The 25374-nt window shown below is 36.4% G+C and carries 21 protein-coding genes; 10 read left to right on the top strand and 11 right to left on the bottom strand.

Translation table 11 applies throughout. From position 1 onward, the window contains the following. Positions 1–480 precede the first annotated feature (480 nt). The 3 genes from D5J18_RS05115 to D5J18_RS05105 all read right to left on the bottom strand — a co-directional run bounded on the left by D5J18_RS05115 (position 481) and on the right by D5J18_RS05105 (position 3093). Positions 481–1482 (bottom strand): peptidylprolyl isomerase, encoded by a 1002-nt coding sequence (locus tag D5J18_RS05115; RefSeq protein WP_260377536.1) that lies wholly within the window; start codon positions 1480–1482, stop codon positions 481–483. Positions 1483–1553: 71 nt separating this feature from the next. Continuing rightward, on the bottom strand, positions 1554–1979 hold the full coding sequence (locus D5J18_RS05110; RefSeq protein ID WP_165844963.1) for an FKBP-type peptidyl-prolyl cis-trans isomerase: 426 nt from the start codon (positions 1977–1979) through the stop codon (positions 1554–1556). A gap of 85 nt (positions 1980–2064) precedes the next feature. Further along, a complete protein-coding gene (locus D5J18_RS05105) occupies positions 2065–3093 on the bottom strand; it encodes a DHH family phosphoesterase (protein ID WP_119057931.1) in 1029 nt (342 codons plus the stop codon). Between the two features lie 52 nt (positions 3094–3145). Here D5J18_RS05105 and D5J18_RS05100 point away from each other — a divergent pair, with 52 nt between their 5' ends. Genes D5J18_RS05100 through D5J18_RS05085 form a run of 4 tightly spaced genes read left to right on the top strand, consistent with a single transcriptional unit; the run spans position 3146 to position 6282 of the window. Next, the gene (locus tag D5J18_RS05100; protein ID WP_119057930.1) at positions 3146–4009 is read left to right on the top strand and encodes an alpha/beta hydrolase; all 864 of its coding nucleotides are present in this window, start codon (positions 3146–3148) and stop codon (positions 4007–4009) included. Next, positions 4002–4955, top strand: a complete 954-nt coding sequence (locus tag D5J18_RS05095; protein ID WP_165844962.1) for a 2-hydroxyacid dehydrogenase — start codon at positions 4002–4004, stop codon at positions 4953–4955. Before D5J18_RS05100 ends, D5J18_RS05095 begins: the two co-directional genes overlap by 8 nt. 29 nt (positions 4956–4984) lie before the next feature. Beyond that, a complete protein-coding gene (locus tag D5J18_RS05090; RefSeq protein ID WP_119057929.1) occupies positions 4985–5824 on the top strand; it encodes an NAD(P)-dependent oxidoreductase in 840 nt (279 codons plus the stop codon). A 29-nt stretch (positions 5825–5853) separates the two neighbouring features. Next, positions 5854–6282 carry a type I restriction enzyme HsdR N-terminal domain-containing protein gene (locus tag D5J18_RS05085; protein WP_119057928.1) on the top strand — a complete coding sequence of 143 codons (429 nt, stop codon included), beginning with the start codon at positions 5854–5856 and terminating at the stop codon, positions 6280–6282. A gap of 79 nt (positions 6283–6361) precedes the next feature. On the opposite strand, the gene D5J18_RS05080 is transcribed toward D5J18_RS05085, so the two are convergent. Then, entirely contained in the window at positions 6362–7876 is a 1515-nt protein-coding gene (locus D5J18_RS05080; protein ID WP_119057927.1) for an OmpA family protein, read from the bottom strand. A gap of 133 nt (positions 7877–8009) precedes the next feature. On the opposite strand from D5J18_RS05080, the gene D5J18_RS05075 reads away from it, so the two are divergent. The 6 genes from D5J18_RS05075 to D5J18_RS05050 all read left to right on the top strand — a co-directional run bounded on the left by D5J18_RS05075 (position 8010) and on the right by D5J18_RS05050 (position 16168). Next, the gene (locus tag D5J18_RS05075) at positions 8010–8879 is read left to right on the top strand and encodes a lysophospholipid acyltransferase family protein (RefSeq protein WP_119057926.1); all 870 of its coding nucleotides are present in this window, start codon (positions 8010–8012) and stop codon (positions 8877–8879) included. After that, positions 8876–9868, top strand: coding sequence for a glycosyltransferase family 2 protein (locus tag D5J18_RS05070; protein ID WP_119057925.1), 993 nt, complete (start codon positions 8876–8878; stop codon positions 9866–9868). Before D5J18_RS05075 ends, D5J18_RS05070 begins: the two co-directional genes overlap by 4 nt. Before the next feature lie 159 nt (positions 9869–10027). Next, positions 10028–11605 (top strand): GMC oxidoreductase, encoded by a 1578-nt coding sequence (locus D5J18_RS05065; protein ID WP_119057924.1) that lies wholly within the window; start codon positions 10028–10030, stop codon positions 11603–11605. Between the two features lie 245 nt (positions 11606–11850). After that, complete coding sequence (locus D5J18_RS05060; protein ID WP_119057923.1) at positions 11851–12618, top strand: GLPGLI family protein; 768 nt, start codon at positions 11851–11853, stop codon at positions 12616–12618. Between the two features lie 114 nt (positions 12619–12732). Beyond that, positions 12733–13488, top strand: a complete 756-nt coding sequence (locus D5J18_RS05055; RefSeq protein ID WP_119057922.1) for a GLPGLI family protein — start codon at positions 12733–12735, stop codon at positions 13486–13488. 25 nt (positions 13489–13513) lie between these two features. Beyond that, entirely contained in the window at positions 13514–16168 is a 2655-nt protein-coding gene (locus tag D5J18_RS05050) for a TonB-dependent receptor (RefSeq protein WP_119057921.1), read from the top strand. A gap of 62 nt (positions 16169–16230) precedes the next feature. Here the strand turns inward: D5J18_RS05050 and ffh are convergent, their stop codons facing one another. The 7 genes from ffh to porK all read right to left on the bottom strand — a co-directional run bounded on the left by ffh (position 16231) and on the right by porK (position 25368). After that, positions 16231–17571 (bottom strand): signal recognition particle protein, encoded by a 1341-nt coding sequence (gene ffh, locus D5J18_RS05045; RefSeq protein WP_119057920.1) that lies wholly within the window; start codon positions 17569–17571, stop codon positions 16231–16233. Between the two features lie 54 nt (positions 17572–17625). After that, the gene (locus tag D5J18_RS05040; protein WP_119057919.1) at positions 17626–19506 is read right to left on the bottom strand and encodes an ABC-F family ATP-binding cassette domain-containing protein; all 1881 of its coding nucleotides are present in this window, start codon (positions 19504–19506) and stop codon (positions 17626–17628) included. Between the two features lie 36 nt (positions 19507–19542). Beyond that, the gene (locus D5J18_RS05035; protein ID WP_119057918.1) at positions 19543–20580 is read right to left on the bottom strand and encodes an NAD(P)/FAD-dependent oxidoreductase; all 1038 of its coding nucleotides are present in this window, start codon (positions 20578–20580) and stop codon (positions 19543–19545) included. Positions 20581–20646: 66 nt separating this feature from the next. After that, a complete protein-coding gene (porN, locus tag D5J18_RS05030) occupies positions 20647–21567 on the bottom strand; it encodes a type IX secretion system ring subunit PorN/GldN (protein WP_119057917.1) in 921 nt (306 codons plus the stop codon). Between the two features lie 53 nt (positions 21568–21620). Next, complete coding sequence (porM, locus tag D5J18_RS05025) at positions 21621–23150, bottom strand: type IX secretion system motor protein PorM/GldM (protein ID WP_119057916.1); 1530 nt, start codon at positions 23148–23150, stop codon at positions 21621–21623. 44 nt (positions 23151–23194) lie between these two features. Then, entirely contained in the window at positions 23195–23884 is a 690-nt protein-coding gene (gene porL, locus D5J18_RS05020; RefSeq protein ID WP_119057915.1) for a type IX secretion system motor protein PorL/GldL, read from the bottom strand. Positions 23885–23916: 32 nt separating this feature from the next. Continuing rightward, complete coding sequence (porK, locus tag D5J18_RS05015) at positions 23917–25368, bottom strand: T9SS ring complex lipoprotein PorK/GldK (protein ID WP_119057914.1); 1452 nt, start codon at positions 25366–25368, stop codon at positions 23917–23919. Positions 25369–25374: the final 6 nt, after the last annotated feature.

Here is a 25374-nt window from a genome sequence, read left to right as displayed (position 1 = left end):
GGTTAATATTTTATTGATTTAATACTTTTCTTAATTAAATTTTTGCTGTTTTTTCAACTTTGTTTTTGCTTCTTCTTTTAGAAAGAGCCCCAACCCGTGAGGCTCTTCTTTTTTTGAAGAAATTACTACTTCCACACAGGTGAAAATAGAAAAACCGCACAAGATTTTCTTGCACGGTTTTGCGGTTCGCTCCCGCGGGGAAGCAAAAAATTATTATAAGTTACTGATAATGAGTTGTTTAGATCATTATTTGTGTGTGTGTGTGTGTGTGTTTACACTTTATTTTGAAACTCACAAATTTCATTTGTTAAAATTTTGTTATTTTTTTGTTAAAAATTTTCGTTGAGATTTTCCTCTTCTCTCAATCTGCCCGCAAATGTATTTTACGTTTTTGAATTATGCAAATTTGTTTTTTTTGAGGCAGAGGATTTTTTTTAAAGGCTAAAAAAAATCCCGAAAATTTTCGGGATTTTTTATCATCTATTTCAATGGCTCGTATTCAAAGTAAAGCGTAGAATTCGCTGGAATTGGCCCAGCACCCTGTGTCCCATAGCCCAATGTTGACGGAACGATGAGAAAAACTTTTGAGCCTTTCTCAAACATCGTTAGTGCTTCCATCCAACCTTGAATCAGGGAAGTCTGCCCTACTTTTACATTCAATGGTGAATTTCGCTGATGAGAAGAGTCAATAATGTTTCCATCAGCCAAATAAAGTGTATAATGCACTTTTAAGTCTTCGCCTTTTTCGGGTTTTGCCCCATCTCCTTTTTCCATATAAGCATAGCGTAAGCCGCTCTCGGTGGTCTGAGCTTCCTCGGTGTATTTTTTGATTAAATTTTTACGTTCTTCTTTTTCCATTTCTGCTTTTTTTCTTTGTTCTTCAATTTTTGCTTGCAGTGCTACCTTCCCATTTTCAAAGGCTTGCACAGGGTTATAATTTTTAAAAGCTTCTCCTTTTCTGATGATATCTACATGCTTCAAAACCACATCTTCCACTGGCTTATCTGCGGCTTGAGTTTCCACCCCCGCAATGCTATCAATCACGTTATCGCCTTTTACCACTTCGCCAAAAATCGTGTGTTTATTATCTAACCACGGCGTAGGCACTTGCGTTATAAAAAACTGGCTGCCGTTGGTAGCTGGGCCAGAATTAGCCATAGACAAAATTCCTTTTTTATCATGTTTCAATCCGTTATCTACCTCATCTTCAAACTCATATCCTGGGCTACCTGTTCCAGTTCCTGTCGGGTCACCTCCTTGAATCATAAAGTTTTTTATCACACGGTGAAAAATAGTTCCATCATAGTAAGGTTCTTTTTCTTTCTTAAATTTATTTTCTTTTTTCCCTTCTGCCAAAGCGATAAAATTACCGACGGTCATCGGTGCTTCCGCTGGGAAAAATTTCACCAACATATTTCCTTTGCTGGTTTCTAAATTTGCGTAAAGCCCATCTTCTAAGGCTTTGTATTCTTCTTTACTCATATATTTGGGTATTGATGTACAACTTGAAATGTAAAATGAGGCAATCGCCATCAAAATTATTTTTTTTATTCTCATTTAGATTGAATTTCTTTTAATTTAAGTTTGAAAACCAAAACTTCATCTGCTTTGATTTTCTTTCCATCTCCCTGCAAAGCGTAAGCCAAACCCGAAGGCAGAATGACACTCGCCGTTTCGCCAGGGGACATTCGCTTGAGAGCGTATTCTAAACCAATAGGAATCAAAGATTTACCTAATTCTATTTCTAAATCTCCGATTTCTTCTTCGTTGTAAATAATTTCTTTTTCTAAATTTTCAACCCCGTAGCGAAATGTTACCTCATCACCCTCTTGGGGTAAATTTCCGCTCAAATCAGTCGGTGTCATATAAAATCCTGAATTGGTCTCAATGAATTTTAAATTTTTGTTTTTAATATAGGTTTGAATTTTTTGGTTCTCTGCATCATTCAAATTTCTATTGATTTGTTTAGAATATTCCATAAAATCATTTTTAGAATACTCGGTAGGGCTTTGAGCTTCTTTTTGAGTACAGCTGATTGTAAAAATCAATATCCAAAGAAATAATTTACAATTCGACCGCTTGCAGTTCATCTTTATAATTTTCTAGAAGCTTTAAAATTTTTTCTTTGGTTTCTTCTAAACTTAAATCAGACTTTCCGCCAGCGGCGTTCACGTGCCCTCCACCTTCAAAGTAGTTTCGGGTAAATTCGCTTACGTCAAACGTATTTTTGGAACGAAAAGAAATTTTGACCATATCCTTTTGGGTATCTTCTGAGAGATAAATCGACAAAACATTATTGGCGATACTGAGTCCGTAATTCACAAACCCATCGGTATCCCCTTTTTCAAAATTATTTCTCTTCAATTCTTCTCTACTCATAGTAAAAATCGAGGTTCTCAGTTCTGGCAAATAGAGCATATTTTGCAGGAAAACACTCAGCAGGGCATAACGTCGTGGTGAGACATTGTCTAAGATTTTATCTTGAATTTGGTAAGCATTTGCTCCTAATGCCGTCAACTCGCCAGCAACTTGGAACGTGGATTGCTTCACGCTGCTGTATCTGAAATTGCCTGTATCTGTCAAGATTCCAGTCATCAAATAAGTTGCGATTTCTGGGGTAATGTTTTCTTGCCAACCCAAGGCTTTTATGAAATGATAAATCAGCTCACACGTTGCTGGCAAATCAGGGCGGGAGAACATCATATCAAATGTTTGTGGCTGCTGATGGTGGTCTATTAAAATTTTTAAAGCCTTAGAAAATTTAACGCATTTTTCCAGCTGATCAATTCTTGCAGCATCATTAAAGTCCAATAGAAATAGAATGTCTGCTTCGCTAATTTTTTCTTGAGCAAAATCAAGTTCTTTTTCAGCATTTATAAAGTCATTGATTCCAGGTAAAAACTTCAAAAAAATCGGAATATCATTGGGGCTCACAATCTCGGCATTCATCCCCAAGTCGTTGAGCAATATTTTGAGCGCAAAACACGAGCCTACGGCGTCGCCGTCAGGGTTTTTGTGCGGGATGATGACAATTTTTTCTGCTTCGCTGAGCGCTGATTTAACTTTTTTTACTTCTTGGGGGTTCAATAGCATTCAAATAAATTTCTGCTGCAAATTTAAGGAATTCAATTAATTTTGTATTGAAATGAATTGTAAACTTCTTTTTTTAAGCCTTATTATTTTTAGCTTTTTTTTGTTTTCTTCCTGTTCCAAATACTGGTATAACGAGACAGATACGGTGCAGAAACATTACAACCTCAGCTACGGGAAATCAGAAAGACAGCGTTTAGATTTATTTATCCCTAAATCTTCTGAACGGGAAAATACCATTATTTTTATCGTGCACGGTGGCGCTTGGGTTTTTGGCAAAAAATGGCATTTGAGGTCAATCCAAAATCAGCTCACAGCGTCTGGCTACACTACTGTAAATCTGAACTACCGATTGGCAAGTCGTTCCAAAAAAATCAACTATAAACATCAGCTGAAGGATATTGAGGCTGCTTTTTCTTACTTCAATCAAAATTCTGAGAAATTTCATCTTCAGCCTGCTCAGAAAATCATTTTGGGCGAAAGCGCTGGCGGGCATTTGGCTTTGCTCTATGCTTACCAGAATCCGCAGCAGATAGATAAAGTCATTTCTTTTTCTGGCCCCACGGATTTCTATTCTGAAGATTATCAAAATTTAAAACTTTACCATTGGTATACAAAATCGGCTTTTTCTACGGCGACAGGTGATTTCTACCGCTGGGGTGAGGAAATCCCGCTAAAATTCAAAGAAGCGAGTCCGCTCTCGCAAGTGGCCGATGTGCCAACTTTACTCTTTCAGGGGACATGGGATTTCTTGGTACATCCGCAGCAGGCTAAAAGTCTAAATCAAAAATTAGAAGAAAAAAATGTGCCTCATCGCTTGGTGCTCATCAAAGGTGCTGGGCATTTACCTCGCTTCAATGCTTGGTGGAGGAATAAAATTATTTTACCCGAAATCATAAATTTTATTGAAAATGAATGAGAATCAACAGAAACTTAAAATATTGATGGTGGATGAGAATCACGCTATTCTTGCCGAATTGCTGGAGAAACATTTCAGCATCGAGCATGATTACCAAAGTACTAAAGCTGATATTCAGCATAAAATGAAGGATTTTCACGGGTTAATCATCCGCAGTCGATTCCCAGTAGATGAAGAATTTCTAAAGGCTTCAAAAAATTTAAAATTCATTGGCCGCGTGGGCGCAGGGTTGGAAAACATTGATTTAGAAACTGCTAAAAATCTCGGCATCCAATGCTACAATGCGCCCGAGGGCAATCGTGATGCTGTGGCAGAGCATTGCGTGGGAATGATGCTGAGCTTGATGAATCACTTCAAACGATGTAACTTACAAATTATCAAAGGCGAATGGAAAAGAGAGGAAAATCGTGGGGAGGAAATTAAAGGGAAAACGGTAGGTATAATTGGCTACGGCAATATGGGGAAATCTACGGCAAAACGGCTTTCTGGCTTTGGCTGTGAGGTTTTGGCTTATGACATTCTGCCTAATTTGGGTGATGAGTTTGCCCAACAAGTGGAAATGGATGAGATTTTTGAGAAAACAGATATTCTGAGTTTTCATCTTCCGCAGACACCTGAAACCATCGGTTTACTAAATCGAAGTTATATTGAGAAATTTTCTAAGCCTTTTTATTTTTTAAATACTGCTCGTGGGAGAAATGTTGTGACCAAAGATTTGGTTGATGCCTTGAAGTCTGGGAAAATAAAAGCGGCGGGGTTGGATGTTTTAGAGTTTGAAAAAACTTCATTCGAGAATTTGACCTTGACTGATTTGCCCGAGGAGTATCAATTTCTACTCCATGCAGAAAATGTGATTTTAACACCGCACGTTGCTGGATGGACCAAAGAAAGTAAACAAAAATTAGCCGAAGTGATTGCACAAAAAATCATTGCAAATTTTGCTTGAAATTTTTGACTTTACCAAAATTCTATTCAATGGAAGATGATGCTAAAAATTTTTTAAGCCTTGAAAAAAAGGAAAATAAAATTTACTGTGCTGCACGGAAGATTTGGCTTGTCCGCACGCCCGAGGAGGAAGTGCGTCAACACTTCATTCTTTGGCTAAGTCAGGAACTGGGCTACCCGATAAGCCTGATGCAAGTTGAGAAAAAAGTTAATCAGCGGGTGGCGCATCGCTTTGATTTGTTCATTCAGGCTAAGCAAAAAATCATTTTATGCGAGTTTAAAGCACCTAAAATCATAATAGATCAATCGGTTTTGAATCAAATTATTCGCTATCAACCGCAGGTCAACGCTGATTATTTTTTGCTATCAAACGGTGTGGAAACACTTATCTTCTTTGTAGATAAAAAGCTGAGAAAAATTAAAGCTTTAGAAAATTTGCCAAATTATCATCATTTGGGTGATGAGTTTGCCCAACAAGTGGAAATGGATGAGATTTTTGAGAAAACAGATATTCTGAGTTTTCATCTTCCGCAGACACCTGAAACCATCGGTTTACTAAATCGAAGTTATATTGAGAAATTTTCTAAGCCTTTTTATTTTTTAAATACTGCTCGTGGGAGAAATGTTGTGACCAAAGATTTGGTTGATGCCTTGAAGTCTGGGAAAATAAAAGCGGCGGGGTTGGATGTTTTAGAGTTTGAAAAAACTTCATTCGAGAATTTGACCTTGACTGATTTGCCCGAGGAGTATCAATTTCTACTCCATGCAGAAAATGTGATTTTAACACCGCACGTTGCTGGATGGACCAAAGAAAGTAAACAAAAATTAGCCGAAGTGATTGCACAAAAAATCATTGCAAATTTTGCTTGAAATTTTTGACTTTACCAAAATTCTATTCAATGGAAGATGATGCTAAAAATTTTTTAAGCCTTGAAAAAAAGGAAAATAAAATTTACTGTGCTGCACGGAAGATTTGGCTTGTCCGCACGCCCGAGGAGGAAGTGCGTCAACACTTCATTCTTTGGCTAAGTCAGGAACTGGGCTACCCGATAAGCCTGATGCAAGTTGAGAAAAAAGTTAATCAGCGGGTGGCGCATCGCTTTGATTTGTTCATTCAGGCTAAGCAAAAAATCATTTTATGCGAGTTTAAAGCACCTAAAATCATAATAGATCAATCGGTTTTGAATCAAATTATTCGCTATCAACCGCAGGTCAACGCTGATTATTTTTTGCTATCAAACGGTGTGGAAACACTTATCTTCTTTGTAGATAAAAAGCTGAGAAAAATTAAAGCTTTAGAAAATTTGCCAAATTATCATCAGTTATAAAGTTCTAAAAATCATTAAAAAAAAAGTCCTTCCCGACGAAGAAAAGGACTTTTAAAATTTTAATTAGATTTAATTTTAATTACTTTCTTGTAATTCTAATATCTACACGTCTATTCTGTGCCATACACTCTGGGGTATCATTGGCGGGGCAAATAAAATGCTCCTGCCCATATCCTTCGCTTTCTAATCTTGAGGAATCAATGCCTTTTTCTATCACGCTGTTCATTGCGGCATTAGCGCGATCGTTTGACAGTGGCTGATTCACTTCTTGAGTCCCTTGATTATCGGTATAACCTCCGAATTTAGCATGAACTTCTGGGTAGTTTTTTAAGATATTAGCAATGTTTTGCAATTGTTGTTCTGAATCGGCTGTTAAGGTTGACTCCCCAGTGTCAAAATAGATTCTATCTAAAGTAATCCAACCTTGTGTTTTATCATTGGATACCAGTGTATTAGAATCATTTAAGAAATTGTAGATTTTGGCTTCTGTACTGTTTTCGCCTACGCTTAGCCTCGTTCCGTCGGGTAATGTGAAATCACGGTTTTCACCAACGTTATAGATGTAAGCATCTCTCACAGAATCATATTCACCCAAAGCATATGAGCTTGCCGCTACAGTTAGGTTTTTATCAATTTTAATTCTTCTCCCATCGGCGTCCATCACTCGATTTCCTTGTGCATCTACTAATTCATTCTCATTATTAATCATATAAGTGCTCCCATCTACTACGATTTGATTTCCATCTTGATCTAGAACAGGTTCTCCAGTAGCATTTATCACTAAATTTTGCTCATTTTTAGCATAAGTAGCATAGGCAGCTATCAGCTCACAGTCGGCTACTGCTGCTTCATCTTTGCATTTCCCCGCCAAGAAATAAACCAACAAACCTAGGGCTACTAAACCCAACAAAGGCAAGAGCCATTTCATCTTTCCTTCTTCACTTCTCTTTGGCCCCATTGGTCTATCTTTCGCTCCTCTGCCTATTATTGGTTTTTCCTCATGGGTGATTTTAGTGGTGGCGCCTACTGTGCTAGATAAGTCTTTAGAGAAATTAGAAAGCCCTAAAACACTCCCCAAAGTGGCTAATCCAGACGGAACTGCAGCGTAGATTTCATCTTTTTCATTATCAAAAAAGTTGCTCAGGCTTGATTCTGTCAATTTTTTTTCATCAATGAGCTTCCCTACCTCATTTAACATAAAGGGAAGCACCGCCGCCAAAATCCCTCTAGAAGATTCTTTGCTGATATTGGCATGGCTGCTGATTTCTTTCTCAAAACTCTCTGCATGCTCACCAAAAAGTTCTGAAATCAAAACATTTCCTTTAGCTAAAAGCGCATTCCTATTCTTCTCAAAAGTTGTCTGCAAATCTGAGTCAGTAAAAAGAGCAGTCAAAGCATTGTCTGACGTTGCTGTGAAAATACTTTGTGCACCTTGCTCGCTGTGAGAGCGGTCTGCTAAAAAAGCTAAAACTGAAGGTACTACCGCAGAAATGCCATTACTAGTATCATTTCTGCTCTCCCCCAAGTAATTGCTAATTTTATCTAAACAAGCAGAAGTTATTCCTTGGTTAATCCTGTGAAGAAGTGAACTCATAATTTTATATTTTTTATCTTTGATGTGTTAACTTTTCAAAAATCAAGCCAATATCATTTCTTGAACTTTAAGAATAATTTAAACTATTTTTTGAATTTATTTTAAAAGATTTATCTTTAATTTTGGAAAATCCATGAAAAACCTTTTTCTCAAGCTTTTTTTAAATTTGTTTTCACACATCCCTCCACGCATTGCCTATTTCGTTGCAGATATTCTTTATTTTTTTCAAAATCATTTGATTCATTACCGTAGAAAAGTTATTCTAAAAAACCTCCAAAATGCTTTCCCCGAAAAAAGCAATACAGAGCTTCAGCTTTTATATCAAGAATTCAATCGCCACTTGTGTGATTATGTTATAGAATCTTTAATTTTCTCTCGCCTGTCTTGGGATTACCTCAACAAAAGAACTCGTTTTTCTAATTTTAAAATTTTAGATAAATACTACCAAAAACAAAATATTTTATTCCTAGCTGGGCATATTTTTAATTGGGAATATGCAACGCTTTTTGCGCATCACCTGAAGATGAGAAATAAATTTGCAGTCTATAAAGCTTCTAAAAATATAGTCATTGATGAATTTATCAAAAAATCACGTTCCCGATTCGGTATCACAGCTTTAACGATGAGCCAAAGTGTCAAAAAATTCATTGAATCAGAAAATGATGGAAATTCTGCTTTTCTCATGGTTGCCGACCAAACGCCTGCACGCCCTAAAATTCGCTATGATTTGAAGTTCTTGCACCAAGATACGCCTGTTTACAACGGGTTTGACCAATTAATTAGAAAATTTAATTACGCTGTAATTTATGTAGATATTCAAAAAATCAAGCGTGGCGAGTATCATTTCACACTCAAGGAATTAAAGCCTAAAAATGGAACTTGGCAGGCCAATGAAAGTGTTGATGCTTTTTTTAAAGCCTTAGAAAATAATATAAAAAATGACCCAGCGAATTGGCTTTGGTCTCACCGCCGCTGGAAACATCAAAAAGGAAGAGATTTTTGAAAACAGCTATCGTCATACTTAATTGGAATAGCCAACAGTGGCTTAAGAAATTCTTACCCAGCGTGATAGAAAATTCACCTGATTATGATATTTATGTGATTGACAACGCCTCAACTCAAAACGATGTTAAATTCATTCAGACTAATTTCCCTGAAATTAAACTCATTGAAAACGATGAAAATTTAGGCTATGCTGGTGGCTACAACGAAGGCTTAAAAAAAATCAAGGCAGATATCTTCTGTTTGCTCAATTCTGATGTGGAAGTGACGCCTAATTGGATTGCTCCGATTGAAAAATTATTTGAAGAAAATGAAAATTTAGCTGCCGTTCAGCCTAAAATTTTAGATTTCTATCAGCAGGATTTTTTTGAATATGCGGGGGCAGGCGGTGGTTTTGTAGATAATTTCGGTTACCCATTTTGTCGCGGGCGTGTTTTCTGGACTTTAGAAAAAGACCACGGGCAGTACGATGATACTCAGGCCGTATTCTGGGCGAGTGGTGCGTGTATGTTTGTAAGAGCAAAAGATTTCTTTGAATTCGGTGGCTTTGACGGAGATTTCTTTGCTCATATGGAAGAAATCGACTTGTGTTGGCGGTTTCACAATGCGGGCAAGGCTGTTTTCTACTGCGGGGAAAGCACTGTATACCACGTAGGTGGGGGCACATTGAATAAAAATTCACCACAGAAAACTTTTTTAAACTTTCGGAACAGCTTGTGCATGCTCGTCAAAAATTTACCTAAACGGATGCTTTTGCCTGTCTTGCTAAGTCGCTTAATTTTAGATGGTATCACGGCTTTGGTTTTTTGGCGATACGAAGGGTTTTCACATCTTTCAGCTATTTTTAGAGCGCATCTGTCATTTTATTCTTTGCTTTTTAAAATGATTAGAAAGAGAAAAACAAATGTCCATACCTATGGGAGTAAATGTTTTGTCCCGTTTCAATATTTTATTCTAAAAAGAAAGAAATACCATCAGCTTCGCGATTGACTTTTCATCTTATCTCTCAATTTCTGACGTTAATTTTTTAAACATTTAGCGAGTTTATTCTTTTTTATTCTTTAACTTTAGATTTTGGTAAAGTCTATTTTTGAAGATGAAATTTAGACAGAAGCTTAAAAAATTTTTAAAGCCTTAAAAAAATTATTTATGAAAAGAAGACAATTCATACAAACTTCCGCTTTGTTTGGCTCATCTCTTTTTGTCCCCAACTTGTTATCTTGCAAAATGGCTTCGCCACTTCCAGCAAAAACCGTTCACCAAGGGCATTTCCCCAATATCATCATCGGCTCCGGCTATGGCGGTGCAGTAAGTGCTTTGCGATTGGCTGAGCGGGGGCAGCCTGTCTTGATTTTAGAAATGGGGCAGCGCTGGGACAGAACTCCCGAGCATGACACCTTCTGCAAAATGCTATCAGCAGACAGACGCTCTAGCTGGTTTAGCAGATGGCCTAATTCGCCGATTACAATTCCTATTCCACTCAGAAAATATGCGGGCGTTTTGGATAAATTAAAATACGAAGATATGTCTATTTTTGTGGGTAGAGCTTACGGTGGTGGTTCGATTGTAAATGGTGGAATTTCGATTCCGCCACGCCGAGAACACTTCAAAGAAATTTTCCCGTGGATTAACTCAAACAAAATGTATGATGAATTCTTCCCGCTTGCCGAAAAAGAATTAAAAGTACAGCGAATCCCAAGTGATTTCTACCAAAATACCAAATACTACGAATTTTCCCGAAGTGCCGAGAAACAAGCTCGCTTAGCTGGGCTGAAAACCCAAATGTTTTCTAATACCTACGACTTCGATTATATGCAAAAAGAAGCTAAAAATGAAGTTTACCAATCTGCCTTGGGTGGAGAAGTGATTTACGGTAACAATGCTGGGAAGTTCAGCCTAGATTTAACTTATCTGAAAAAAGCAGAAGAGACGGGAATTCTGACATTAAAAACCCTGCGTAAAGTACATAAAATTACGCAAGAGGAGAAAGGAAAATTCATACTAGAGGCGGATACCATAAACTCAGATGGTGATTTACTGCAACGCGAAATCTATAGTTGTGATAAATTATTTCTAAACGCTGGTAGCACAGGAACCTCTGAATTACTCCTGAGGGCTAAAAATGAAGGCGATTTGCCGCTGCTTAATGACGAAATCGGTATGCATTGGGGGCCAAACGGTAACATTATGACCGGGCGGAATTTCGTCAACAAAACTGGCGTGAGTCAATCTACAATTCCTGTAGCGGGCATCGATATGTGGAGTGATGAATTTGAATATAAAATTTTTGCAGAAATAGCCCCTCTCCCACTCGGCATCGAGACTTGGACTACACTCTTCCTCTCCATTTCAGACAATCGAGAGCGTGGAAACTTCTACTACGATGCGTCTAAAAAAAGCGTAAACCTTAACTGGAGAAAAGAACAAAATGAATATTCGGTAAAGGCAGCTAAATTTCTTCTAAAAAAATTAAAAGAAGAAAATGGAGGCACACGTTCGCGTTTGCTGTTCAACAATGGCTTTGGCGATGACTTTTGCTATCACCCGCTCGGCGGCTGCGTACTAGGCAAGGCAACCGATGAATTTGGGCGCGTGAAAGGCTACAAAAATTTATATGTGCAAGACGGAGCTTTGATTCCTGGCAGCGCAGGGGTGAATCCGTTTGTTTTCATTACTGGCTTGGCAGAAAGAAATATGCGAACTATTGTGAAAGAGGATTTTACCTAATTTTTTTTAAGGCTTAAAAAATTTTTTAGATTTTAGAATAATTAAATTATAGACTAAAAACAAAATTCTTTAGTTGATAAAAAAGTGTTTTTTATAATTAAGGTAATAATGATGATTTCATAATAGAAAATGAATTACTGCCAATCACAAATTCTCAAAGACTTAAAAATTTATTTAAGAAAAGCTTAATCTTATTTTTATTTTCATTCATTTTTTTATTATATTCGTTTCTAAATGATAAGAATATGAAAAAATTAATGAGTTTCCTGATTTTTAGCTTGTCTCTAAGCTTTATTATTTCGCAAGAGAAAGGGGAGAGTTTATTCATTAACTACACCCAGAAGATTGATATGGATATAGAAGAAGTTCTAAAAAATATTCCATCCCAATACCGCGCTCAAGCGGAACCAATATTACGTGAAGAGCTCAAAAATGGAATTACCAATAATTATGAATTAAAAACTAATGGTAAAGTTTCTGTTTATTCCATTGAAGAAAAATTGAACAATGCACAAAGCACTGGAGGAATGATTGCGCAACAAATGGCTCAAGCGGATAAAGAACCACTCTATAAATATTTGAATGAAAATAAATACAAAAAACTGATCGACTTCCCAGGTATTGATAGGATTTTAATTTATGATTCGTTGCCTGATTATCAGTGGAAAGTTTTACGTGAAACTGAGAAAATCGCGGGTTACGAAACAAGGAAAGCTACTGGCTTTTTAAATGATTCTGTGAGTGTTGAGGCGTGGTTTGCCCCCAAAATTCCTATAAATGATGGGCCTGCCCAAGTTGCTGGTTTGCCTGGTTTAATCTTGAAAGCTAGCTTCAAAATGAATGGAGCTGATGTGACGATAACTGCTAATCAAATCAAGGTGAGAGATGAGGATATTAAAATTAAAGAACCGAAGGCTAATCGTGTGATGAGACAGAAAGAGTTTGAAGAAGAAATGAAGCATTGGACAGAAAAAATGAAAAAAATGCATGGTACTGGCGTAGATAAAGATTAATTTCTGAACTGGTTTCATTGATTTCATGAATTCCATTTTATTAAAAAAATAAAAATTAATTCCTCATATTTTCTCGACTTTTTTTTAAGGCTTTGAAAATTTTAATAAAAAAATATGAAAAATATATATGTCATCTTATTTTTACTTGTTTCTCATTTGAGTTTGGCTCAAGAGAAAAATTTGGTAGTTGAATACCAAGCGCAAACAACTTTTGAAAATACTGAAGAGCTCTTTCCTAGAAATTCTTCTTTCGGTCCAAATGCAGATATGGAAAAAGCTTTAAGAAATTCTATGGATGAGATTCATAATTATAAACTACTCATAAACAAAGACTTAAGCAGCTTTGAATATCAACCTAAAATTAATAACGGGCAATCTAATTTTGGAATGAAAATTTCTCTTTCTGCTGGAGATGATTGGTTTATTGATCTCGAAAATCATACAAAATCAAGAGAAGCTCAGGCGGTAAATGGTGAGGCTTATTTGATTCAAGATTCCATTGAGAATTTGAATTGGAAAATTACCCGAGAAAAGAAAAAAGTTTATAATATTGATGCTCAAAAGGCTACTGCTTACCACGATTCTGTAGAATATATCGCTTGGTATGCGCCCTCTATTCCGCTCCCCCACGGGCCAATGAGCATTACTGGTTTGCCTGGCTTGATTTTGGATTTAAAAGTTTCTAAACCTCTGAAAAAGACGAAAATAATTAGTCACTTTTGGGTCTCAGGCTTAACTACTGAAGAAAATGTGAAAATAGTACGCCCGACAAAAGGGAAAATCATCTCCCTAAAAGAATTTGTAGAATTGAATGATAAATTAATTGAAGAATTAAATTCTACGTACGCTGAAGGTGTTGACCGAGATTAATTTTTTTTAAGGCTTAATTTTTTTAATGAAAAATATTTTTACCACTTTAGCCATTATATTATGCGGCTCAACTTTTGCGCAAGAGAAGTGTACCTACCAGGGTATGCTCGTTGATTCGTTGAATTTACCTATTGCAAGAGCTTCCATCACTGCTTTTGATGAAAAGAATGAGTCCTCGGGCTATACGTTTAGTGATAATTATGGTGAATTTAAATTAGAAATGCCTTGCCCTGCTAAATATGAGTTGGAAATCGAGCATCTGAGCCACGCTTCCTTGGTAAAATCAATCGATTTAAAGAAAAATTTAAGAGAAAAAATTACGCTCAAAAAAGATGTCGTCAGTTTAGATGCCGTGGTGGCACAAGGGCGAATTCCAATTCAAGTCAAGGGAGATACGATAGAATATGATGCGTCATCTTTCGCTTCAGGGAACGAGGAAAATTTAGAACAGATTTTAAAAAAATTACCTGGATTGGTGGTAGAAAATGGGAAAATCTATTATCAAGGGAAAGAGATTAACTCCATTAAGGTAGAAGGAAGAGAAATCTTTGGCGGGAACCAAAAGTTGATTTCTAAAAATTTACCTGCCGATGCGGTGGATAAAATACAATTGAACAAGAAATTTAGGGCAAACCCGTTTGCCAATTCTTTGCAAGATGACGAGCAACCTGAGCTAAATATTGTACTGAAAGAGGATAAAAAAAATTTAACCTTTGGGAATTTAACACTGGGTGGTGATGCGCAAAAACACTATGATGTGCAGAGTAAATTGTTTTACTTCTCTCGCAAAACCGATGCGACTTTGATTTCCGATTTCAATACTTATGGGAATGAAGTCTTTAGCACGCAAGATTATTATCAATTCTCGGGGGGCTATTCTGATTTTGCTGAAGAAGGCGGCGAGAGTTCTTTACGCAGTTCGATTGGTGATATTGGCTATAGCTCTGGCGGAAATGCAGCTCGGATGCAAAATCATTTGGGTGCTTTGCATTTGGGCTATATACCCAATCAACGGCTCACGGTGTCTGCCTTTGCTATGGCTACTGATAACGAGACAGAATATAGCTCGAGAAGTTGGCGTTACTACCCTGAATTTACGCAAAAAGACGTTAATCATAATTTGAATAAAATCTTCTCTTTCATTTCCCGAATCAAGATGGATTATTCGGCTCAAAATGGTGCTAATATTAAATATCGCGTTAATTTTAATCATCAAAATTCTGAAAGTTTGACTGATGCTTCTACTTTTTTAAATGATGAAAAAACGGCGAGTGTCTTCCGAAATTCTGCGGGCGAAAGAGATAATTATGCTATTAACCAAAAGTTATCTTACATCAAAAAAGTGGGTGACGATGATAATATTGGTTTCTACTTTTCGCACATTTACCAAAAAGTGAATCCAAATTTGAAGCTAATCAGCACAGAAGCTCCATTCCAGCAGTGGCTGAATCTTAGCAAAAAAGACAATCAATTTCAGCTGAATCAAAAACGAGAATTGATGGCTAATCATTTGTATTTCTTGACGATTTATAATCATTTGATAACCAATCTTAGTAACATTAGAATTAAAGCAGGCATTAATTATTCTAAAGAAAATTTAAATAACACTATTTTTGATTACACAACTGCGATAAAAAATAAAAATACCCCAACCACCTCAAATTTTGACTTTAATGAATATTATTTAGACGCAACTTACACAAGAAAATGGGGAGGGTTGAAAGTTGATGCGGGGCTGGGTACGCACTACTTCAAGGCAAATAATGTTGTGAAGAATATGCAAAATACAGATTTAAATAAAATCATGTGGCTACCACATCTCTCAGCAAATTATGAAATCTCGCCAAGCAATAGAATTTACTTTAATTATACTAAAGACTACTCTGTACCAAACATTAGCGATTGGTCTCCAGCCTATGAAATTACCAGCTATTACAATCTATACACTGGGAATCCAGAATTGAATTTGAGTCAACAAAATAGAGTCAGCTTGGGCTATTTTTACAGTAATTATTTTAAATTCATTAATTTAGGAGTTAACACCTCCTATTCTTGGAGTCATGATAACATCAGAAATGGTGGATATTATAACCCAACAGCTCAATTTACAAGTTCCTATAATGTACCTGATGTAGAAAAACAGATGGCTGCAAGTATTCACTTCTCTAAGCGTTTCTCCAAAAATTACAACCTACGCTTGAATGCTAATCTTAGCAACAGTGATTTCTATAGCTTTAATAATGGTAGCTTCATCAAAGCTAATTCATTCTCTCACGGGTACAATTTAAGAAACAGCATCAAATCCAATGAAAAAATTGAGATTGATTTTGGAACTCGCTTAAATTTCAATGATTTTAAAAATGAAATTCGTCAGAATAAATTTACTAGTTTATCGCCTTATATAGAAAGCGCTTTTGTCCCGTCAAAAAATTGGCTGATAGAAGTTGACTATAGCTTCCCCAATACGTGGACTGATGGGAAGAAAATCAATACCAATCACAACCTCAAAGCTTCGTTGCGTATCAAACCAGCGAGAAAGACTTACGTAAAGCTCATTGCAGGTAACATTTTCGGTAACAACCTTATCGTCAATAACGGCACAAATGATTTCTACACCTATCTAAACGAGACCGAAATCTTGGGTCGATATTTTATTGCTCAAGTCCGCTATAAATTTTAAAATAGAGTCTGCTCAAACATTTCAAGCAGACTCTTAGATTTTTTTTAAGGCTTAAAAAAAAATTAATTCATTCCAGGTAATTTATTTCCCATCATTTTCATCATATTCTTCCCTTGGCTTGACTGCATAAACTTCATCATTTGCCCCATCTGAGAGAATTGTTTTAGTAACTGATTTACCTCTTGCACGCTCGTGCCAGACCCTTTTGCGATTCTTCTCTTTCTGCTGGCATTTATTATTTTAGGTTCTTCCCTTTCTGCTGGCGTCATGGAGTGAATAATTGCCTCAATTTGCTTGAACGCATCGTCATCAATTTCTACACCTTTTAAAGCTTTACCTGCCCCGGGAATCATTGATAATAAATCTTTCATGTTCCCCATGCGTTTGATTTGATTGATTTGTTTTAAGAAATCATTGAAATCAAATTTATTTTTAGCAATTTTCTTCTGAAGTCTTCTAGCCTCCTCTTCATCGAACTGCTCTTGCGCACGTTCCACCAAAGAAACGACATCTCCCATGCCCAAAATCCTGTCAGCCATTCGGCTCGGATGGAAAACGTCTATTTTATCTAATTTCTCACCCGTAGAGATGAATTTAATGGGTTTATCTACCACCGTTCTTATTGTCAAAGCCGCACCACCTCTAGTGTCACCGTCTAACTTAGTCAATACGACACCGCTATAATTTAACACATCATTAAATGCTTTAGCTGTATTCACGGCATCTTGTCCTGTCATGGAATCAACCACAAATAGCGTTTCTGTCGGGTTAATAGCTTGATGAACATCACGAATCTCAGCCATCATCTTTTCATCAACAGCCAAACGCCCCGCTGTGTCGACAATAATTACATTTTTATTATCTTCTTTTGCCTTTTGAATCGCATTTCTTGCGATTTCTACTGGGTTTTGATTTCCTTCCTCGGTGTAAACTTGCACATCAATTTGGCTACCAACTACCTTTAGCTGATCAATCGCCGCAGGACGGTAAACATCACCCGCCACCAAGAGTACATTTTTATGTTTCTTTTTCTTAAGATAATTTGCTAATTTACCCGAAAAAGTAGTCTTCCCCGAACCCTGCAAACCAGCAATTAAAATAATGGTAGGATTGTCCTGAACATTAAGTTCCTTGGTTTCGCCCCCCATCAGTTCTGCCATCTCATCATGAACTATTTTGGTCATCAGCTCACCTGGCTTTAAGCTCGTTAATACATTTTGCCCCAGTGCTTTTTCTTTTACCGTTGATGTGAAATCTTTAGCCACTTTGTAACTTACATCGGCATCTACCAGCGCACGCCGAATCTCTTTAATGGTTTCTGCGACATTGATTTCAGAAATCTGCCCGTGTCCTTTTAGCGTATGTAAAGCGTTATCTAATTTATCTTGAAGACTTTGAAACATGAATGATTTGTTTTATTTGGATTAGCAAAAATAAGGAATTTCAATAACTTTTAATCAAAGCTGAAGCGAAAGTTGCTCCCAGTCTTTCATTGCTTGATTTAATTTTTCTTTTAATTCCTCGTAATTTTTTAATTCTTCTTTGGTTGGATTCTTTTCTGCAAAAGCTTTTTCTTGAGTTGCAGCTTCTTCTTCTAGCGTAAAGATTATTTTTTCTAATTTTGAAATTTCTTTGTTAATCACCTGATTTTCTGACTCTTTTTTGTCTTCAGAATTTTTAAAGCCTTTAGAAATTTCTTTTTTTTCTACTTTTTCAATTTCACGCATATTCTGCGCTTTTCGGTATTCTAGATATTCATCAATATTACCAAGAAATTCTTTCACCTTACCGTCTTTGAACTCAACTATTTTCTCTGCCAAACCTTGTAAAAACTCTCGGTCATGAGAGACTAAAATCAAAGTTCCTTCATAATTATTCAAGGCATTTTTCAGGATTTCTTTGGACTGAATATCCAAATGGTTGGTTGGTTCATCCATGATTAAAACATTGGACGGGTGCAGTAGTAATTTTGCCAAAGCTAAACGGTTTCGCTCTCCTCCCGACAAGACTTTCACTTTCTTTTCCACATTTTCTCCACTGAATAGAAAAGCACCGAGTATATCTCTCACTTTCAGCCTTGTAGATTCCGTAGCGGCATGTTCTGCTTCCTCTAAAACCGTATGATGATCTTGCAAAACATGATGCTGATTCTGAGCAAAATAACCCACTTCCACATTATGCCCATGCTGAATTTCCCCAGCAAAATCAACTTCATTCACCATGCAGCGAGCCAGCGTAGTTTTTCCCTGCCCGTTTTGTCCTACAAAAGCCACTTTTTCTCCTCTCACAATTTCTAAATTCACATCGCTAAAAATTTTTTTATCACCGTAAGATTTAGCTACATTTTCCATTTTAAAAATCACTTTCCCTGCGCGTTGAGAAGGCTCGAATTGAATATTCATTTTATGCACATCAACATCTTCGATTTCAATTACATCTAGACGTTCCAGTTTTTTCTGTAGTGATTTTGCTGTACTGGCTTTTGAGGCTTTTGCTCGGAATTTATTGATAAGTTGCTCGGTATGTTTAATGTATTGTTCTTGATTTTTTTGCTCAGCTTTCAGTTGTATTAGTCTTTCATCTCTCAATGCTACAAATTTTGAGTAATTAGCTTTGTAATCATGTACTTTTTTATTAGAAATATCTAAAGTCCGATTGGTGACATTGTCTAGAAACAATTTATCGTGCGAAACCATGATCACCGCACCTTCATAGTTTTTTAAAAAATCTTCTAACCACATAATTGAATCAATATCTAAATGGTTGGTTGGCTCATCTAGCAAGAGGATGTCGTGTTTTTTTAGAAGCAATTTTGCTAATTCCACACGCATTCGCCATCCGCCAGAGAATTCCGAAGTCAAGCGATGAAAATCTTTAGCTTTGAACCCTAAACCTTTTAAAATTTTTTCAATGTCTGCGTCTTTATTGTACCCACCAAGCATCGTATAACGTTCAGTGAGATGAGAAATTTCATGAATCAGGTCGAGGTACTCATCACTCTCATAGTCTGTACGCGTAGAAAGTTGATGATTAACTTCATTCAATTTAATTTTTAAGGCATTTAATTTTTCATAGGCTGATTCCGCCTCTTGCCAGACGGTGTTCCCTTCTACAAAATCAATATCTTGAGAAAGGTAGCCAACGCTTACATCTCCTTCATAATTCACTTCTCCCTCTGTGCTGGGCTGTTGCTTAGCCAAAATCTTGAGCAAAGTGGATTTTCCTGCTCCATTTTTTCCCGATAAGCCTGTGCGGTCTCCTTTATTAATTCTAAAAGTTGCATCGCTGAATAAATAATTCCCGGCAAAGTGAACGCCTAATTTTTGTGCATATAACATAATGCAAAAATAATTATTTGAAAATATTCTTCAACTTTATATAAATCGTTGATAGTTTATTTCTTCTGGAATTTTTTCTCCTTTGAGAATAAAGTTTATCAATCGGCGAGCACTGTATGGCGCATTGAAGGTTCCTCTCGTCCCCATTCCGTTCAGTATATAAATGCCATTGAGCTCATGGTGTTTACCGACAATAGGTCTTCTGTCTTGCACCGTGGGGCGAATAGCCGCATAATGTGTTGTAATTTCATAATCTTTTTTGAAGAAACTTTTCAGCTGATTTTCTAATTTCAATTTGCCTTCTTCTGTTGGTTCATCGTCATCAAATTCTCTAGCATAAGTAGCTCCAACGTAGTATTCTTGGTTTTCTATTGGCATAAGAAAGCATTTTGACTTCACAATAGCATTAGGCAAATCAGCCGTTGTTTTTATTTTCAAAACTTCACCTTTATTTTCTTTAATGGGAACAGATTGAAAATAAGGGTTACTCTTAACTTTGATTCCTTCACAAAAAACACAGTGCTGAAAATTGAAGTTCTTATATTTTTTAATTTCTGGTTGAAATTGGTCAAAATCAAAATTTTCAATTTTCACAAAATTTTTAAAGGCTTTAAAAAATTCTTGGATGATTAATTTAAAATCAACATAACCAGTGCTTAAAACTTCACCAAAACCTAGCGGAGCGTCAATAGATGGGTAATGATTGGGGTGAAATTCTGCGGATAAGAATTTCTGAAGTGTAGGATTATTTTCACTCTTTTTATGCCAAGTTTTTTGTTCATCTTCTGAGCTGAAGATTCTATATACTGGCATGGAATGAATGATTTTTTTCTCTAAAAATTTTTCAAGGCTTAAAAAATCTTCTTTTAATTCCTGCATTTGTTGTTCTGCTTTCCAAATGGGATTAAATTTACTAAGTACCACAGGGTTGATGACTCCAGCCGCTACATGGGTAGCAGATCTTTTATCGTCTGCTACCAAAATAAAACTTTTGTTGTTTTGGTGACACTGGTAAGCCATTAGAATCCCACTGATTCCACCGCCTACGATTAAAAAATCAATCTCATTTTCCATAAAATTTTCTATAAAAAAATCCTGGTAGTGAATATCAGGATTTTTGAATGATTTATCAAATAAATTTTAATAATTCCACATATCATTTTCTTTTTGTAGAATATCGTTTTTGATTCTCCAGCTCTCTTCAAGCTGAGCTACGGCATCTTCTGGCAAATATTCTTCAATAGAACGATTGTTCAACGCATCACTAGTTTTGTAAATGATAGAGTTGAAACGACGAGCATTTAACATATCGTCATAAGTGATTTTTGAGCTTGCGTTTTTGGGGTCAAATACGGTATATTGATGAAGCACTTTACGCGCGTCAGGATACCAAATCCAAAATAAATTCACAAAATCATCTGCCCCTTCAAAGCCTCGACCTATCGACTGAGCGTCGGGTCCTAAGACTGACAAGCCTAGTAAGCGGTATCGCATCTCACCTATTCTTCTGTCTACATACCACATTCCTTTGACCATAATCATTTTAACTTTATCTGAACTTATATCGAATCGATTTATCCCATCATCAACGGCGTTTGACATATCAACTCCGCGTTCTTTCTGCTCGTAGTAATAATCTGTGGTGTCAGTTCTAGAGAGTGCATTTACAGCCTGATCTTTTGTGATTTTATATTCAAAATATTCATCATCGTATACTTCTGTAATTTTCCCGTCTTCGATTCCTTTCTTCAAAGCATCAAAAAGTGAAAGTGTTTTGTACGCAATGCCATTGGTCGAATTGTAGTAAGGTTGGTTAATTTTTTCGTTCAAATCAATCACTTCCCATACAACTTTTGACCACAGAATATCATCTTCGTTGATGTAACCATATGGTAATGGTTCACTCTCATCTTTAATGGTATCTCCCTTAGCATTTATTTTAAGATTTTCTTCTCTCATTCGTCGCAAATCTGCTGGAGATTTTGCGTTCAAAACAGACTGAGCCTCAAGCCCAACGAAAGAAAATAATAATAAGATTAAACCTAAATTTTTCAACTTCATTTTAGTTTTATATTAAATATGATAATTAAGTTCATTAATTATCCAAAATTATTTTACTGAACATCTATAGCTACTCCAGAAATATTTGGAACTCTGCCATCCAATCCTGAAGCTGTAGCTTCTATATCAAAAATATTAACTGCGTCACCAGGCTTTACTTGGTCTAGCACCCTTCCTGCTGCGCTCAATCGATTTCCGTTAACTTGTACCGTTTTCTGGCCAGAGACTTTAATCTTAAAGCTAGTTACTGTAAAGCTTACATCAAATTCAAAGTTAGGAATTTCTGCTTCTACGACTAATTTAGATAGCGAACTTGGAGGTACAATCAATGAGTTTTTACCTCTAATCTGCCCTTGTGGTGGAGGAACAGGCTTGATTCTAAATTCTTTGGTCTCAGTTATTGTTTTCCCCGAAGAAGTTTTGGCAGAGGCTGTGAATGTAACGCTATTCCCACCCGAAGGTTTGAAATTATATTTACCATTTGAGCCTGATAAGCCTGCGACTGAAGCCGTCATATTAATTGGTCCATCTGCACCATTGATAGTCGCTGTCAGAGGATTATTGATGCCTCGATAAACTACATTCATTCTATCTGCAGAGATAGAACCTCCGCTTGGCGCTTTTGCCAAAGTTTCGCTTACAACCGTATAAGTTCTTTCAAAAGGCATCGTCTCAGTAGATCCGTCTGGTTTTCTATATGACATTGTACCAGAAATGGTCTTTGTTCCATCTGCTGAAGTATTTAGCGGGAATGTGGCTCTACCATCAGTCAAAGCTACGGTTTGCCCTCCCATTTTTACTTCACCTTGCAATGTATTGTCATAAGCTCCGAAAGCTATATTTGCTTGGACATTATCTCCTTTTCTTACTACTGGAGGAATGTCTACGATAGGTTGAAAAGCTTTTAATTCAATTTCATCTTGTAATTTATTCGCTAACAATGTACGAACCAAGTTTCCTTCTTCTGTTCTTACATCAGCTTGTATTTTAGTTAAATTAGTTAAAGCTGCAACCATCGGCTGATTGTAAAAGGTTTTATGCAACCAACTCAGGTTTTTAGAGTCCTCTGTTCCAAATAATTTATTTACGCGAGCTTTATCATTTTCTGATGAATATTGGTCTAGTAAAAATTTCTTGAATTCATCAATTTTATTGACTAAAATATTGCCTTTCTCTGACTGATTATCTCCATTGAAAAATAAATTCGTTACAACATCTGTATTTTGTAATGAATTATAATTGGTCTCTTCTCCTTCTTTTGGCACGGAGTAGTTTGCATTTGAAACTAATTCGTTTTTGATTGCTTCAATACTTTGGAAAACTTCGTTTGAACTTGCTTTGACTTGTTCTGCTCTATCTTGTATTGTTTTGTAATCGGCGTCTTCGCTAGCTTTATTTTTAATCTGATCATAAAATGTTGAATTATTTTGATTTGTCAACTGCGAAGCATCCGTAAGTGATGTATTAATGCCCTCAAAGCTTCTCAACACTTCTCTATCGATTTGCATTGCCATCATAGCAATAAAAACCAGATACATCAGGTTGATCATCTTTTGGCGTGGTGGTAGTTTTCCCTTTGCCATTTTCTATACTTTTAAAGTATTAAAATTTATATTGTTCATAAAATTTAAGCTTGTGGTTGCCTCATTGCTGATAGCATTCCACCATACACTTGATTCAAACTTTGAACGTTTGAGGTTAATTTATTCATTTCTGTCAAGAATTTCTCTGACCCAGTAGCAGATTTTTCCATTTCATCAATGAATTTTTTATTTAATTCCACTTGTCTTTTCCCACTTTCTAGCTGAGATTGATACAAAGAATTCAATGATTCCATATGATTAGCAGCTAAAGCTAATTGATCTCCGTATTTTTGAGTATTTTTAGAGGCATCTATCGTTCTATTGATATCATCTACTGAGTTACTAAAGTTCTGAATTCCTTCTCTCAATCGGTTCATTAAAGAGGCATCTAATTTGGCTTCGGTCAACATTTTATCTAATTTCTCAGACAAAGATATCTGCTTATTATAATCTTCTTGAACAGTTGCATTACCTTTCCTAGCAACTGAGGCTTCCCCGTCTAATAATTCTGGGTACGCTTTTTCCCAAGCATAATCTCCTGCTGGTGGATCAAAAGCAAAAATCACAAAAATAATTGCCTCTACACCAAGTCCTACTAACAAAACAGTAGATCCATCTAATGGGCCTATGGAATAATGGTTAATCTTGAATAATGCTCCTAAAATTACTATTGCTGCTCCTAAGGAATAGACCATATTCAGGATGTAATCTTTTTTTGTTGGTTTTAAAGCCATAATTATAATTTTTCTATTAGTGAAATTGAATTTTATTGTCTTGTTCTATTATAGCGTACGTCCGCTCCCTCTGGGATAGATTGTACGGTTCTAAATCCGATATAACTTCTTGCTGAGTCTTTATGCTCGTTATCTCTATTTCCTACCATAAGCATATAGCCTACATCTTTCCAAGAGCCTCCTTTCACGGTTTTTCTATCTGTATCTTTTCCAGTGCCCAAATAAGGGTTTAGTGTCCCTGTATATTCTCCAGATGAAGTTCCGTAAGGAGATTGAGTCCATTCGGCTACATTTCCTGCCATATCGTATAGCCCATAGCCATTAGGATGAAATGTTTTCACTGGTGCTGTATAAATAAAGCCAGATTTTTTTGACTTAGCACAGCAATCTTCTACATAATCTCCTCTTTTCGGTTTGAAATTAGCTAGGTAGCAACCTCTACTATCCGTCAAATAAGGCCCCCCCCAAGGATAAGGAGCATTTTGTATACCTCCTCGAGCTGCATATTCCCATTCTACCTCTGTAGGCAAGCGATATTGAATTACGTTTTCTGTATTATTTTTTCTTCGTGATCTTTTATAATCTTGATGTTTTTTAGTTCTAAAAACACAAAAACCTTTTGCCTGACTCCAAGTTACACCAACTACAGGATAATCGGCATAAGCTTCATTCCAAAAGTAATCTTCATGCAATGGGTCGTTGTATGCATAGTTAAAATCTCTTACCCAAACTGTTGTGTCAGGATAAACATTTACCGTGTCAGTAACTACAAAGTCTTGGCGTTTGCTATTCGTAGCTCTCGCAGCTTTATTTTTATCAACTTCAGTAAATACAAAATTCAATTTACGAACATCTAATATTCTTTCCCCATTAAATCGGTCTTTTGGTGGATAATACAAAGCCTCCATCACTTCTACATAATCACGATCAGGGTACTCATATTTATCCCAAATAATAGGAATTTCCCAATTCAATTGCCTTTCAGATTCATACCCGCTACGTCCATCAGCCATTTCATTCACATATTGTAGGTAAGCTGATTGCTCACCAGTTGCATTATCTTTCGCTTTAAATGCAAAATCACTAATGCCCCCTTGCCCACTTGCTGCATTTGCAGTACCATCGTAGCCCAATTCATAAGCACGCTCTGCTAATCTTTGGCGAACAATACTATCTCTTACATATGAAACAAATTCTTGGTATTCCGAATTTCGGATTTCTGTATCATCCATAAAGAATCCCGAAACTGAAACTGTTTTGGGTGAAGCGTTTTTTTGCTGAGCAAAGTCATAATCTGTTTGCCCCATTACAAAAGAGCCTCCTGGTATTGCCACCATTCCCACTGGTCTTTCTGGTGAGAAGTTTTTCGATTTCTTACTTGGTATAATCATACCTCTGTCATTCGATCTGCTACCCTTTCCATTAAATAAGTTACATGAAAAAAGCATGGTACTCAAAAGTATACATGCAACAGTTCTTACCATTATATT

The organism is Candidatus Ornithobacterium hominis, assembly GCF_900538215.1.
GTDB classification, from domain to species: domain Bacteria; phylum Bacteroidota; class Bacteroidia; order Flavobacteriales; family Weeksellaceae; genus Ornithobacterium; species Ornithobacterium hominis.
Note: the sequence above shows the minus strand (reverse complement) of the source record. Positions and strands in the feature narration are given on the sequence as shown.